This window comes from Vibrio sp. NC2 (assembly GCF_025195005.1).
In the GTDB taxonomy this organism is placed as follows: Bacteria; Pseudomonadota; Gammaproteobacteria; order Enterobacterales; family Vibrionaceae; genus Vibrio; species Vibrio splendidus.
This window is the reverse complement of the sequence record NZ_JANVFC010000005.1, coordinates 217,450-233,464: the sequence shown is the minus strand read 5'-3', so window position 1 is coordinate 233,464 and position 16,015 is coordinate 217,450. Positions and strand designations below refer to the sequence as shown.

Sequence of the window (16,015 nt, the reverse complement as noted above, 5' to 3'; positions counted from 1 at the left end):
ATGAAACACCTCCCCTACTCTCGTAAGTCAACGCACTTCGAAAGCCTAATTTCTATCTGGTTGCCGCCACTCAGCAACCTGAATTTTCAGCTGCGCTTCCCTAAATCTGTTTCAGATTTTCTTTCTTTAATTTTAAAAGCGCAGCCTCAAAACACGACATCACTTTCTGTGATTTCTAGTGGAGACTCATAATGAGCCAACCCGAGACAAATACACCGGAATCAGTCGACGATACTCGACTGAATAAACGCCTTAAAGATATGCCTGTCGCTATCGTTGGTATGGCGAGCATGTTTGCAAACTCTCGCTACCTGAATAAATTTTGGGACCTTATCAGCGAAAAAATCGATGCGATTACTGAAGTACCAGATACGCACTGGCGTCCAGAAGATTACTACGACTCAGATCGTACTACGCCAGACAAGTCTTACTGTAAGCGCGGTGGTTTCATCCCAGAAGTGGACTTCAACCCTATGGAGTTCGGTCTTCCGCCAAATATCCTAGAACTGACTGATACGTCGCAGCTGCTTTCTCTGATCGTTGCAAAAGAAGTACTTGAAGATGCCAAGCTGCCTGAAGGCTACGATCGCGATAAGATCGGTATCACGCTCGGTGTTGGTGGTGGTCAGAAGATCGCTCAAAGCCTAAATGCTCGCCTGCAATACCCTGTTTTGAAAAAAGTCTTCAAGAGCAGTGGCATCAACGACGAAGACAGCGAAATGCTGATCAAAAAGTTCCAAGACCAATACATCCACTGGGAAGAGAACTCATTCCCTGGTTCATTAGGTAACGTAATTTCAGGTCGTATTGCTAACCGCTTTGACCTTGGTGGCATCAACTGTGTGGTAGATGCTGCGTGTGCAGGTTCTCTAGCCGCAATGCGTATGGCACTGAGCGAGCTGGTTGAAGGCCGCAGCGAAATGATGATCACAGGTGGTGTGTGTACTGATAACTCGCCAACCATGTACATGAGTTTCTCTAAAACACCTGCATTTACCACCAATGAAACCATTCAACCTTTCGACATCGACTCAAAAGGGATGATGATTGGTGAAGGCATCGGTATGGTTGCTCTGAAGCGCTTAGAAGATGCAGAACGCGATGGCGACAGAATCTACTCAGTGATTAAAGGTGTCGGTTCTTCTTCGGATGGTAAATTCAAGAGTATTTACGCACCTCGCCCTGAAGGACAAGCAAAAGCACTGAAACGTGCTTACGACGATGCTGGTTTCGCACCGCACACGCTTGGCCTATTAGAAGCGCACGGTACAGGTACAGCAGCGGGTGATGTTGCTGAATTTGGAGGCTTAAACTCGGTATTCAGTGAGAACAATGAAGAGAAGCAACACATTGCGTTAGGCTCTGTGAAATCTCAAATTGGTCACACCAAATCAACCGCGGGTACTGCAGGTTTAATCAAAGCTGCATTAGCACTGCACCACAAAGTACTGCCGCCAACGATCAACGTATCGGCTCCGAATCCTAAACTGGATATCGAGAACTCTCCGTTCTACCTAAACACACAAACGCGTCCTTGGATGAAACGTGTCGACGGCACACCACGCCGTGCAGGTATCAGCTCATTCGGTTTTGGTGGCACTAACTTCCACGTTGTATTGGAAGAGTACACACCAGAGCACGCTCGCGGTGACAAATACCGTCAGCGCCAAGTGCCGCAAACGCTGTTATTCAGCGCAGAATCTCGTCAAGCACTGATCAATGAGCTCAAGCAGGTTTCAACTCAAGCTGCAGATGCGGCATTCAAACTAGAAGCGCTTGCTGAGCAGCACGCTCTACGCGAAGTAGACGCTAAGCACGCTCGTCTTGGTTTAGTTGTCACTGACCAATCAGACCTTCAAGCGCAACTGACTCAAGCGGTTTCTATGCTTGAGAGCCAAACCAAAACACATTGGCAGATGCCAAACGGTACTAGCTACCGTGAGTCGGCACTGATTGCTGAAAACGGTGCAGGTAAAGTGGCAGCGCTATTTGCAGGTCAAGGTTCGCAATACCTAAACATGGGTCGCGAGCTTGCTTGTCATTACCCTGAGATGCGCCAACAGCTTGCTCAAGCGGATCAAGTATTTGGTCAGCACAAGAAAACAGCTCTGTCGCAAATTCTGTTTCCAATTCCAACCTTCACACCAGAAGCAACCAAAGCTCAAGAAGCGGTGTTAACCAACACTGCCAATGCGCAGAGTGCGATTGGTACTGTGTCTATGGGTCAGTTCGACATCATGACTCAAGCTGGCTTCAAAGCAGACATGGTTGCAGGCCACAGCTTTGGTGAGCTAAGCGCATTATGTGCATCGGGTGTTATCTCGCAAGACGATTACTACCAGTTAGCTTTCGCTCGTGGCGATGCGATGGCTGCGACACCTGAACAAGGCGACAGCGGTACTATGTTTGCGGTCATCCTAGACGCAGACAAGCTTCCAGCCGTTGAAAACTGTATCAGCCAATTCGAAGGCGTGAGTATTGCCAACTACAACGCTCCGACTCAACTGGTTATTGCAGGTCCAACTGCAACGGTTCAACAAGCAGCACAAGCGCTAACTGAACAAGGCTTCAAGGCGATTGCTCTGCCAGTGTCTGGTGCTTTCCACACACCGCTTGTTGCTCACGCTCAAAAACCATTTGCTTCTGCAATTGATAAAGCTTCATTCAGCGCTCCAACGCTGCCGCTTTACTCAAACGCAACGGGCAAACTGCACAGCAAAGACGCTAAAGCTATCAAGAAAGCGTTCAAGCAACACATGCTGCAATCGGTTCGTTTCAGTGAGCAAATTGAAGCGATGTATGAAGCAGGCGCGCGTGTATTCGTTGAGTTCGGTCCAAAAAACATTCTTCAAAAGCTGGTTGAGAAAACATTGGCTGATAAGAACGAAGAGCTTTACGCAATCAGCATCAACCCAAGCCCTAAAGGCGACAGTGACCAACAGCTTCGTTTAGCTGCGGTTCAACTGTGCGTGGCAGGTGTTTCATTAGACAACATTGACCCTTACCAAGCTGACATTGCTGAACCTGCGAAGGCATCACCAATGAACATCAAGCTGAATGCAACCAACTACATCAGCCCTGCTACTCGTAAGAAAATGGATCAATCATTAGCTTCGGGCAACGTCACCGAAAAGACTGAGATTGTTGAAGTGAAAGTTGAAGTCGAGAAAATCGTGGAAAAAGAAGTGATTAAAACAGAAATCGTTGAAGTACCTGTGGCTGCTCCTCAAGCTTCAAATGTACAACAGTCAGTTGCTCCAGCACCAAGTGCACAAGTAGTAACAGCAGCTCAGCAGCCACAAGTGGCGCAACCTGCACCAGCGACTATTCAGCCAGCAGCTCAAGTAACAGTTGATGAATCTTCACTGCAATCGTTCTTCAATGCTCAACAACAAGCAGCAGAAGTACATCAGCAATTCTTGGCGATTCCTCAGCAATACGGTGACACATTCAACACCCTAATGTCTGAGCAAGCGAAAATGGCAACAGCAGGCGTAGCAATTCCTGAGAACCTACAGCGTTCTATGGAAATGTTCCACCAGCACCAAGCTGAAACGCTAAAAGCTCACGCTCATTACCTAGAAATGCAAGCGCACAGCAACAGCTCTGCACTTAATATGCTGACGCAAGGTTCAGTACAAACGGCACAACCAACCTTCGTTGCGTCTGTAAATGCTCAGCCAGTAATTCAAGCTACTCCAACAGCTATCGTTCAAGAGCCTGTAGCTCAAGTACAAGCTGCTCCTGTACAAGCTGCGCCAGTTCAAAATACAACAGTTCAACAAGCTCCGGTCCAGAAAGCCGTTCCTGCACCACAAGTAGCGGCTCAAGCGGCAGCGCCTGTTGCAGCTCAGCCTGTGCCAGTTAAAGCACAACCAGCTCCTGTGGCTGCACCAGTAGCAGTACAATCAGCCGATGCTGAAAAAGTGATGCTAGAAGTGGTCGCTGAGAAAACGGGTTACCCAACGGAAATGCTTGATCTAGAAATGGACATGGAAGCAGACCTTGGTATCGACTCAATCAAGCGCGTAGAGATCCTTGGTACCGTTCAAGACGAAATGCCAAACCTACCTGAGCTGAACCCTGAAGATTTAGCTGAGTGTCGTACTCTTGGCGAAATCGTCGGCTACATGAACAGTAAAAGCATGAACAGCAAGATGCCAGCATCAGCGCCTGTGGCAGCACAACCAAGCGCAACTGCTCCTGTTCAAGCCGCTAACGGTCTTGATGCGAAAGTCGTTCAACAAACCATGCTAGAAGTGGTTGCTGAGAAGACAGGTTACCCAACGGAAATGCTTGATCTAGAAATGGATATGGAAGCAGACCTTGGTATCGATTCAATCAAGCGTGTTGAGATTCTTGGTACGGTTCAAGATGAACTGCCTACTCTTCCAGAGCTAAACCCTGAAGACTTAGCTGAGTGTCGTACTCTTGGCGAAATCGTTGCTTACATGAACAGCAAGCTTCCGGCTTCTGCTCCAGTATCTTCACAAGCACCAGTAGTTGCTCCGGCAACAGCTAGCAATGGTCTAGATGCGGCTGTCGTTCAAAAAACCATGTTAGAAGTAGTGGCAGAGAAGACGGGCTACCCGACTGAAATGCTAGACCTAGCAATGGACATGGAAGCTGACCTTGGTATCGACTCAATCAAACGTGTTGAAATTCTAGGTACGGTTCAAGACGAGCTACCGACTCTTCCAGAGCTAAACCCTGAAGACCTCGCTGAATGTCGCACTCTGGGCGAAATCGTAGCCTACATGAACAGCAAGCTTCCAGCTTCTGCTCCAGTAGCAGCTCAAGCATCTGCGCCAGCAGTATCAAACGGTTTAAACGCAGAACAAGTTCAAAGCACAATGTTGAGCGTAGTGGCTGATAAAACAGGCTACCCAACAGAAATGCTCGACCTAGCAATGGACATGGAAGCAGACCTTGGCATCGACTCAATCAAACGTGTTGAGATCCTTGGTACGGTTCAAGACCAGCTACCAACATTGCCAGAGCTGAACCCTGAAGACTTGGCTGAGTGTCGTACTCTTGGCGAAATCGTTGACTACATGAATAGCAAGTTAGCTCCTAGTTCGGAAGCAGCGACAGTAGCTCCTGCTGCAGAAGTAGAGACAATTGTAGAAAGCGCAAGCAACGACCTAAACCCTGCTCACGTTCAATCAACAATGATGGAAGTGGTTGCCGACAAAACAGGCTACCCAGCAGAAATGCTCGACCTAGCGATGGACATGGAAGCAGACCTTGGCATCGACTCAATCAAACGTGTTGAGATCCTGGGTACGGTTCAAGACCAGCTACCAACGCTGCCAGAGCTAAACCCTGAAGACTTAGCTGAGTGTCGTACTCTGGGTGAAATCGTTACTTACATGCAAAGCAAGCTATCCGCTGCTGCACCTGTAGCGACTCCAAAAGCTGAATCAGTAACGCCTATCGCAGAAACAGCGACAGCGGAACTTCCTCCACACAATGAGGTAGCGCTAAAAAAGCTACCAGCGGCAGATAAACTCGTCGATTGTTTCTCAAAAGACGCTTGTGTCGTGATCACAGATGATGGTCACAACGCCGGTGTTCTAGCAGAAAAGTTGACCGCTAACGGCATTCAAGTTGCTGTAGTGCGTAGTGCTCTTTCTGCCGCGTCACCTTTAAACAGTGAAATCGCAAGCTACACACTCAACAGCGTCGATGATGCGGGTGTGACTGCGGTTATTAACGACATCGAAGCAGACCTTAAAACGTCGAACAAAGTGATTGCTGGCTTCATTCACCTACAAGCTATCGTTGATGCTAAACAAAGCAACGAGCAAGCGGTTAACTTGAATGCAGACTCAAGAGCTTCACTGACGACAGCGTTCTTATTCGCCAAGCACCTAAATGGCCAACTGAATGCGGTACCTGGTCGCAGCGTGTTCTTCACGCTAAGCCGTATCGATGGTGGCTTTGGTTACCTAGATACTAAGCAATTAGCGAACGCAGAACTTAACCAAGCAGCACTGTCTGGTCTAACTAAGACACTGAGCCATGAATGGTCAAACGTGTTCTGCCGTGCATTGGATGCTGACGCTTCTATTGATGCTCGTCACCTAGCTGAAGCTATCACAGGTGAACTGTTCGATATCGATACCAACACGGTTGAAATCGGCCTTAGCCATGCGGAAAACGGTGAATCTGGTCGTGCAACATTGATTGCGGCAACACCAGGAGCTGCACAAACGAAGAACACAGGCGCTCAACTCACCAAGAGCGACAAAGTTCTCGTAACTGGTGGCGCTAAAGGCGTGACGTTTGAATGTGCACTGACGCTTGCTAAGCAATGTAAGTCTCATTTCATTCTTGCAGGTCGTAGTAAGCATATTACTTCAGCTGAGCTACCTCAGTGGGCACAAGGCAAACAAGAGAAAGAGCTAAAACCAGCGGCTATTGCTCACTTACAAGCAACAGGTGACAAACCAACGCCAAAGAAAGTTGATGCCTTACTAAAACCTGTATTGAGCAGCCTTGAAATCAACGCAGCACTTGCCGCTTTCAACGAGATTGGCGCGAGCGCTGAATACCTAAGCTTAGATGTGTCGAACCATGAGTCAGTAGCGAAAACGCTGGCGAATTTCGACGACATCACGGGGCTTATCCATGGCGCAGGCGTGCTGGCTGACAAACACATTCAAGACAAAACGCTCGATGAGCTAAACATGGTTTACGGCACGAAAGTGGGCGGACTAGAAGCGGTTCTTAGTGGTCTTGATAGCAACAAGCTAAAACTGATTGCGATGTTCTCTTCGGCGGCGGGTTTCTATGGAAATACTGGCCAAAGTGATTACTCGATGTCTAACGAAATCCTAAACAAAGCGGCTCTACAACTATCTGCTCGTAACCCTCAAGCGAAAGTGATGAGCTTCAATTGGGGACCGTGGGACGGTGGCATGGTCAACGCAGCACTGAAACGTATGTTCACAGAACGTGGTGTGTACGTAATTCCTCTTCAAGCAGGTGCAGAGCTGTTTAGCTCTCAACTGCTGAACGAAACTGGCATTCAATTGCTGGTTGGTACGAGCATGCAAGGTTCTGACAACAAGGAAGCTGCTGTAAAAAAGCTTAATGCGGAGTCTGTGCATCTTGCAAAGAGTCCGCTGAATACAAGCATCACTGTGACACGTCATCTTGATCCAAAGGCATTGCCTTTCATTCAAGATCACTGCATTGCCGGTAACCCAGTGTTACCGACAGTATGTGCCATCCAATGGATGCGTGAAGTGGCAGAGCAACTGTTAGGGGTGAACGTTAGCGTTCACAACTACAAACTGCTTAAGGGTGTGATTTTTGATACCGATGAAGTGCAAGAGCTGAAACTGGTTCTTTCTTCTGACGCTAAATCAAAAGATCAGCTAAAAGCGGTGATCAGTTGCCAAGGGCGACCACAGTATCAAGCTCAGTTGCAAGTGGCCTCTGTGCAAGTCTCTGAAGATGTTCAACAAGCGTCAGTAAAACGCTTTGAGGCCAACACTTCAGCACCTGTAACAACGGCACAAGCTCTATACAGTGACGGCACTCTGTTTCATGGACCAAGATTGCAAGGTATTACCTCAGTCGAACGCTTTGACGACTTAGGTTTATTGGCTCAATGCCAGTTGCCTCACATTGAAAACAGCGACTGCGGATCATTTATTCCTAAGCAAGGTTTTGGCGATAGCCAGCCATTTGCTGAAGATTACCTGTTGCAAGCAATGCTGGTTTGGGCTCGATTGAAATACGGCGCGGCAAGCCTACCGTCTGCAATCGGTGAGTTTGTTTGTTACGCACCGATGCACAATGGTGACCAAGGTTGGCTAGAGCTGAGCGTGATAAAAAGCACGGCTCGTTCTCTGCAAGCTGATATCTCGCTTTACCACCAAGATGGTCGTTTAAGTGCGGTAATGAAAGGTGCCAAAGTCACCATCAGCAAGAGCTTAAACGACGCATTTTTGCCGAAGTCTAGCTCAGCAGTATCGAAGAAAGAGGCGACTAAGAACCCAGAAAAGGAGCAATTGTCATAGTGACTGTTCCTTCTGATAAAGCGATGCCATTACGCATCGCTCTTTTAGCTCAGCCAGCAAATGCGGCTGAGCTTTCTGCCGACTTATTCCCCTCGTTCCCAGACATAATGACTGTTGTGGTTGATGGCAATTTTAATCAAGCACTTACTCAAGCGATTGAGGCAGTCAATCAAGGCAGTATGGTTAAGCTTTGTTTGGATTCTCACTCACCATCATTGTTGATGTTGAGTGCGCTGACCGCTGCTCAGAATAAGATTCACCCGCACGCGAATTTAGCGGGTTTTGCAGATACAGTTACCGAAGATAGCGTTCAGCTTGCTCTAGAGATGTCACGTCGCCCCGCTACAGATTTAAGCCATCAACAGCAACACTCTGACTTATCTGCTTCACAACAGTTCGGTCAATTGCTAAATATGGTGAATTCGATATCGAGCCGTTCATTGCCGAGCCATTCATTCCCTAACCATTACTGGTTCACTGAGCCGAACAAAGCACGTGTTGTTGCGTTAACTTTCAGTGACGATAGCCAGAAAGCCACCAGCCTGATATTGACTCAAGCGACCGGTTTGCAAGAACCAAAACCATTACTATCCAGCGAGCGTTTGATGTTTGTGGTTTCAGGCTACGAACAAGCCGAATTGGTTTCTCAGTTAATCTCGTTAAGAGAAGAGCTTAAATGCGTTAACGAATCGGCAGACCGTGAACTTGCTATAGCCAGCTTGATGCATTCAAATCTAAGCCATTTTCAAAGCGTTCAGCACAATGCTGGCCGTGGTGCGAACATCGTGATTCAAGCGGCTTCAATTGAGGCTGCAATACAAGAGATCACAGCGCTAGAAAATGCGTTGCCAAAAGTAATGGCTGACAATAGCCAATACAAGACTCCTGCGGGCAGTTGTTTCTCACCCAAGCCTCAAAGCAAAGGTGGCGTTGCATTTGTTTACCCTGGTGTTGGCACGGTTTATCCCGGTATGTTGCGCGAATTTCACCACCATTTCCCACAGTTATTTGCTCGTTTAGAGCGCGAAGGTAACTTGAAAGAGATGCTGCAGGCTGACAAAACCTACGCTGAAGACTCGCAAGAAATGTCGCTCAGTGAATTGGCCATTGCAGGTGTGGGCAGTAGTTATCTATTAACACAACTGCTATGTGATGAATTCAAAGTGCAGCCAGATTTCGCTTTGGGTTACTCCAAGGGTGAAGCTTCAATGTGGGCCAGCTTAAATGTTTGGAAAAACCCACATGCGCTGATTGAGATGACTCAAACCAGTCCTATCTTCACCACGGCTATTTCTGGCGAACTCACCGCAGTACGTCAAGATTGGCAACTAAGCAGCGACGAAAGCATCCAATGGAATAGCTTTGTGGTTCGAAGTGATGCGCAAGCGATTGAGGCTCTGTTACCAGAGTTCCCACGCGCTTATCTCGCTATCATCCAAGGCGATACCTGCGTACTGGCAGGCTGTGAAAGCACTTGTCGTGCATTGCTCAAAAAGCTTGGTAAACGTGGCATTGCCGCGAACCGTGTGACTGCCATGCACACCACACCAGCACTAAGCCAGCATAGCCAAGTGCGTGAGTTTTACACGCAACCACTATTTGACGAATTGCCAAAGCATATCCGTTTTATCAGCGCAGCAGGTCTACCGACTGGCGCACCAATCAATATCGACAGCGACAACATCGCCCTTTCGATTGCCGACACTTTCTGTTCGACGTTAGATTTCACCGCGTTGATCCAGAGTGCGCGTCAACAAGGTGCTCGTCTGTTTGTTGAAGTGGGTGCCGATCGTCAAACCAGCACATTGATCGACAAGATCAATCGTAGCGACGACGTAGCCGACCATTACTGCACAATCGCTTCCAATGCCAAAGGCGGTGACGATGTTGTCACGCTCATCAAGTGCATTGGTCAGCTCATTACTCATCAAATTCCACTGTCTGTCGAGCCTCTTATCCAAGGGCTAGAACAACAGATCACCGCCGCTAAGCAATTAAGTGGTGCGTCTCAAGGCAGCGCAGTGAATCATCAAGGAGAGCTAGTATGAGTTCTCAATCGAACCAGTATCAGGCTCAGAACAAACAGCAAGTGAAGTGCAATAAGATCGCGATTGTCGGTATTGCTAATCAATACCCAGAAGCGGATACGCCAAAAGATTTTTGGCAAAACTTGTTAGATAAAAAAGATTCTCGAACCACATTAAGCGCTGAAAAGTTAGGCGCTAAGCCTGAAAGCTATCAGGGCGTGCAAGGTGAATCAGACCGCTTTTACTGTGATAAAGGCGGCTACATCGAAAACTTCAATTTCGACAGCAATGGCTACCGCTTAACAGCCGAGTCATTCAACGGTGTCGACCAGAGTTTCCTTTGGGCTTTGGATACCAGTCGCAAGGCTTTAGTCGACGCCGGCATTGATCTGAATGCCGATGTTTTAGAGCGTACCGGCGTGATCATGGGTGCCCTTTCGTTCCCAACCACACGCTCAAACGACCTGTTTCTACCGATGTATCACTCTGTGGTCGAGAAAGCACTACAAGCGAAATTGGCTAATGACCAGTTTTCACTGCTACCAACCAATGAAACCGCGCAAGACCTCAACCCGATCAACGGTGCGGCAGCACACAACGCCTCGAAATTAGTGGCTGATGCATTAGGTTTAGGCAACGTGCAACTTAGCCTAGATGCCGCATGTGCAAGCTCAGTGTATTCATTGAAGTTAGCGTGTGATTACTTGAACACGGGCAAAGCCGACATGATGTTGGCGGGCGCGGTATCCGGTGCTGACCCATTCTTCATCAACATGGGTTTCTCAATCTTCCACGCTTACCCAGACCACGGTGTGTCGGTTCCGTTTGATAGCAACAGTAAAGGTTTGTTTGCTGGCGAAGGTGCTGGTGTTTTAGTCCTAAAACGCTTAGCTGATGCAGAGCGTGATGGCGACAACATTTACGCAGTCGTCAGCGGTATTGGCTTGTCGAACGATGGCCGTGGCCAGTTCGTATTAAGCCCAAACAGCAAAGGACAAGTACAAGCCTTTGAACGCGCTTACAAGGCATCAAACCTAACACCAGACAGCATCGAAGTGATTGAGTGTCACGCAACCGGCACGCCATTAGGTGACAAGGTTGAGTTAACCTCAATGGAGCGTTTCTTTGCTGACAAATTGAATGGTTCTAACCCGCCATTGATTGGCTCTGCGAAGTCAAATCTCGGTCACTTACTGACTGCGGCAGGTATGCCAGGGATCATGAAGATGATCTTTGCGATGAAAGAAGGTGTACTTCCGCCAAGTATTAATTTGGACAAGCCACTATCATCGCCTGAAGGTTTATTTGGATCACAGACTCTGCCAACACAAGTTCAACCTTGGCCAAGTAAAGCGGGTAACCAAGAGCGCTGTGCGGGTGTTTCTGTATTTGGTTTCGGTGGTTGTAACGCTCACTTACTACTTGAAGCGTATTCAGACACGAGTCATGTAACCCAGACTTTAGAGTCGGCATCTCCAAGCCTACAACCGTCTAATTTAAGCATTACTGGCCTAGCGTCTCACTTCGGTTCTCTGCAAAGTATCAACGCGCTGAGCACTGCAATTGAAACCAACAACGATGCTTTCATTGCTTTGCCTAAGAAACGCTGGAAAGGCTTAGACCAACATCCAGAACTACTGAATCAGTTTGGTTTACACGGCATTCCAAACGGAGCGTACATCGATCAATTCGATCTCGATTTCCTACGCTTTAAAGTGCCGCCGAATGAAGATGACCGTTTGATCTCTCAGCAGTTGCTACTGATGAAAGTTGCAGACGAAGCGATCAAAGATGCCAAGCTTGTGGCTGGCCAAAAGGTTGCAGTTTTAGTTGCGATGGAAACTGAGCTTGAGATGCACCAATTCCGTGGACGCGTAAACCTGCATAGCCAACTGGCGGACAGCTTTGCCAACATGGGTATTGAGCTAACACAAGACGAATACCAATCGCTAGAAACCATCGCGATGGACAGTGTGATGGACGCAGCCAAGCTGAACCAATACACCAGTTTCATCGGCAATATCATGGCTTCGCGTATCTCTTCATTGTGGGACTTTAACGGCCCTGCCTTTACGATTTCAGCCGCTGAACAGTCGGTTGCTCGTTGTATCGATGTCGCGCAAAACCTCATGTCGCAAGAATCGATGGACGCCGTTGTGATTGCAGCCGTCGACCTAAGCGGCAGTGCGGAACATGTGATTCTCAAGAACAGCGTGAGCCCAGTGTCACTTTCTCCAAAGTTCGGCCAACCGCAAGACGGCAATTGGAATGTCGGCGAAGGCGCAGGTGCAATTGTTCTTGTTGAAGAGAGTCAAGTAGCGAGCAACCAAGATACGGCTTACGGCAGCATCAACGCATTGGCCTTTGGTTCAAGCGAGAATAACAACGCCGTTGCTGATGAGTTACTGACTCAAGTCGGTATGAGCTCGAACGATGTTTCTCTGCTTGAGCTTAACCATGCACTAGAGTCTTCGTCATATCAGTCTTCGTCTCTAAGTTTAGCGAGCACAAGGACGACTCAAGCGAGTCAGCGTGTAGGTCACTGCTCTGCAGCTTCTGGTATGGCAAGCCTGCTACACGGTCTGCTCAACCTGAACCATGAGCCACTGAATCCAAATGTCAGCTCTAAAAACGCTATTGTTGCCAACATCAGCGAAGGACAATGTTCACAGCTGCTACTAAGCCAGTCGAGTGTTGAATCTCAGTCACTTTCCGTTCGTTTAAGCAATGAACTGGCGAGCGATGCTAAACGTCAATTGGTTAAGCAAGTGACTCTTGGTGGTCGTGATATCTATCAACATATTGCCCAAACCCCAGTGACCAACTTGGCAACGATTCAACAGAAAGCTTCTGGTAAACAAGCAGTAAGAGTGGCGTCGATTCCAACGACAGCAAGCATTCAAGCAGCCCTTGCGCAAAAAGAGTTAGAGAAGAAAGCATTAGCGCAGAACGTGGTAGAGCCAGTCATCGAAACTCCTACATCAGTATCCCCTACTCTGGCGCCAACGCGCCACAGTCAGCTAACAGGTAACCACAGCAATATGACTCATGTCCTATCCGCTAAAAATGGCGTATCGAATATCGACGCTAATACGGATGCAGCATCACAGCCGTCTGTAACACCATACAACCAAGCTTTTGCTCAAAATCAGCAAGCAGCTCAACAGGTACACAAAGCATTCCTGCACACACGTGCCCAAGGCATGCAAATGGCTGATGCGCTATTAAAAGCACAGCTAAACGCAATTACGTCTGGTTTAGATAGCTCAGCCCTTATTCAACAAACGAATGGTCAGCAAACATCAGCTCAGCCTGTTCAAGCTCAACCAGCTCAGGTTCAGTCAACGCCAGTCAACGTACTTGCGACACCAGCACCAGTGAAACCGATCCGTAAACCATGTATCTGGGATTACGATGATCTGGTTGAATACGCTGAAGGCGACATCGCTAACGTATTTGGTCCTGATTACGCGATCATCGATAGCTACTCGCGCCGCGTTCGTTTGCCAACCACCGACTACCTACTGGTATCTCGTGTCACTAAGCTCAACGCGACAATGAACGAGTACAAGCCAAGCACAATGACCACCGAATACGACATCCCAGTTGATGCGCCGTATCTTGTTGATGGTCAGATCCCTTGGGCTGTTGCAGTTGAATCTGGTCAGTGTGACCTAATGCTGATCAGCTACTTAGGCATTGATTTTGAAAACAAAGGCGAGCGTGTTTATCGCCTGCTTGATTGTACGCTGACCTTCCTTGGCGACTTGCCTCGTGGTGGCGATACACTGCGTTACGATATCTCAATCAACAACTTTGCTCGCAATGGCGACACATTACTGTTCTTCTTCTCGTACGAGTGTTTCGTTGGCGACAAGATGATCCTGAAAATGGATAACGGTTGTGCGGGCTTCTTCACTGATGAAGAGCTAGCAGATGGCAAAGGTGTGATTCACACTGAAGACGAAATCAAGGCTCGTAAGCTTGCAACTAAGCAACGCTTCGACCCTATGTTGCACTGCCCTAAAACTCAGTTTAACCACCAAGAACTACGTCATCTACTGACTGCAAATATTGCAGAATGTTTTGGCCCGACTCACCAATCTAATCGCCACCAGCCTTCTCTATGCTTCAGCTCAGAGAAGTTCATGATGATCGAAAAGGTTAGCCGTGTAGAACCGCAAGGCGGCACATGGGGACTTGGTCTGATTGAAGGTCACAAACAGCTTGAGCCTGAGCACTGGTACTTCCCTTGTCACTTCAAAGATGATTCAGTAATGGCTGGCTCTTTGATGGCAGAAGGTTGTGGTCAACTGCTTCAGTTCTTCATGATGCACCTTGGCATGCACACACTTGTTCAAAATGGTCGTTTCCAACCGCTTGAAAATGCCCCTCAACAAGTACGTTGTCGTGGCCAAGTTCTACCGCAATCTGCAGAACTGACTTACCGCATGGAAGTGACCGAGATTGGTCTAAGCCCTCGCCCATACGCGAAAGCTAACATCGATATTTTGCTGAACGGCAAAGTGATTGTTGATTTCCAAAACTTGGGTGTGATGATCAAAGAAGACGACGAATGTACTCGTTATCTGCCTTCTTTAGAATCAGCTGTCGCGATCCCTGTTATCGAAAGCTTGGACCATAAAAGCTTGGGCCATACACCAGCAGTTAATCAACAAGCTTCAGTAAATGCGCCACTTATGGCGCAAATTGAAGACCTAGCAACAGCGCCAAACAAAGGTGTGGTTCCTCTTCAACACGTTGAAGCTCCGGTAACTCCAGATTACCCAAATCGCACACCCGATACGGTTCCATTCACGCCTTATCACATGTTCGAATTCGCAACGGGCGATATCGAGAAATGTTTCGGTCCTGATTTCTCTATCTACCGTGGCATGATCCCACCACGTACTCCGTGTGGCGACCTACAGCTAACTACTCGTGTTGTTGAGATCGACGGTAAGCGTGGCGACTTCAAGAAGCCTTCATCGTGTATCGCAGAGTACGAAGTGCCAGAAAATGCATGGTACTTTGATGAAAACAGCCACCAAACCCTAATGCCTTACTCGGTATTGATGGAGATTTCACTGCAGCCAAACGGCTTCATCTCAGGCTACATGGGTACAACACTGGGCTTCCCAGGTGAAGAACTGTTTTTCCGTAACCTAGATGGTAGCGGCAAAATGCTGCGTAACGTCGACTTGCGTGGCAAAACGATCACCAACGATTCTCGTCTGCTTTCAACAGTAATGATGGGCACCAACATCGTACAGAGCTTCAGCTTCGAACTGAGCACTGACGGCGTGCCTTTCTACCAAGGTACAGCTGTATTTGGTTACTTCAAAGGCGCAGCACTGAAAGACCAACTGGGGTTAGACAACGGTAAAGTGACTCACCCTTGGCACGTTGATAACAACCGCACACCGGATGTAAACATCAACCTGCTAGACAAAACGACGCGTTACTTCAATGCACCTATTTCTGCTTCGGGTGAAGTGCAAGAGCACTACCAACTGGCTGGCGGCCGTTTGAACTTTATCGATACGGTACAGATCACCAGCGATGGTGGTAAAGATGGCCTAGGTTACCTATACGCAGAGCGTACGATTGACCCGAGCGATTGGTTCTTCCAGTTCCACTTCCATCAAGATCCGGTAATGCCAGGTTCTCTAGGTGTCGAAGCGATCATCGAGCTGATGCAAACCTACGCACTTAATAAAGATTTAGGCGCTGGCTTCCGCAATCCGAAGTTTGGTCAAATCCAATCGGAAGTGAAATGGAAATATCGTGGTCAGATTAACCCTCTGAACAAACAGATGTCTCTGGATGTACACATCACTGCGATTAAAGATGAAGACGGTAAACGCATCATCGTTGGTGACGCAAACCTAAGCAAAGATGGTCTGCGTATTTACGAAGTGAAAGACATCGCGATTTGTATCGAAGAAGCATAAT

Annotated in this window: 4 protein-coding genes; all 4 read left to right on the top strand. The window is 48.0% G+C overall.

Annotated elements, in window-relative coordinates:
• The 4 genes from NX845_RS23450 to NX845_RS09965 are packed head-to-tail and all read left to right on the top strand — an operon-like array spanning position 1 to position 16,014.
• Entirely contained in the window at positions 1–192 is a 192-nt protein-coding gene (locus NX845_RS23450) for a hypothetical protein (RefSeq protein ID WP_017076779.1), read from the top strand.
• The gene (locus NX845_RS09975) at positions 192–8,033 is read left to right on the top strand and encodes a type I polyketide synthase (RefSeq protein WP_260256795.1); all 7,842 of its coding nucleotides are present in this window, start codon (positions 192–194) and stop codon (positions 8,031–8,033) included. Before NX845_RS23450 ends, NX845_RS09975 begins: the two co-directional genes overlap by 1 nt.
• The gene (locus tag NX845_RS09970) at positions 8,033–10,081 is read left to right on the top strand and encodes a PfaB family protein (protein ID WP_260256794.1); all 2,049 of its coding nucleotides are present in this window, start codon (positions 8,033–8,035) and stop codon (positions 10,079–10,081) included. The genes NX845_RS09975 and NX845_RS09970 overlap by 1 nt, the downstream gene beginning before the upstream one ends.
• On the top strand, positions 10,078–16,014 hold the full coding sequence (locus NX845_RS09965) for a beta-ketoacyl synthase N-terminal-like domain-containing protein (RefSeq protein WP_260256793.1): 5,937 nt from the start codon (positions 10,078–10,080) through the stop codon (positions 16,012–16,014). Before NX845_RS09970 ends, NX845_RS09965 begins: the two co-directional genes overlap by 4 nt.
• The last annotated feature ends 1 nt before the right edge of the window (position 16,015 follow it).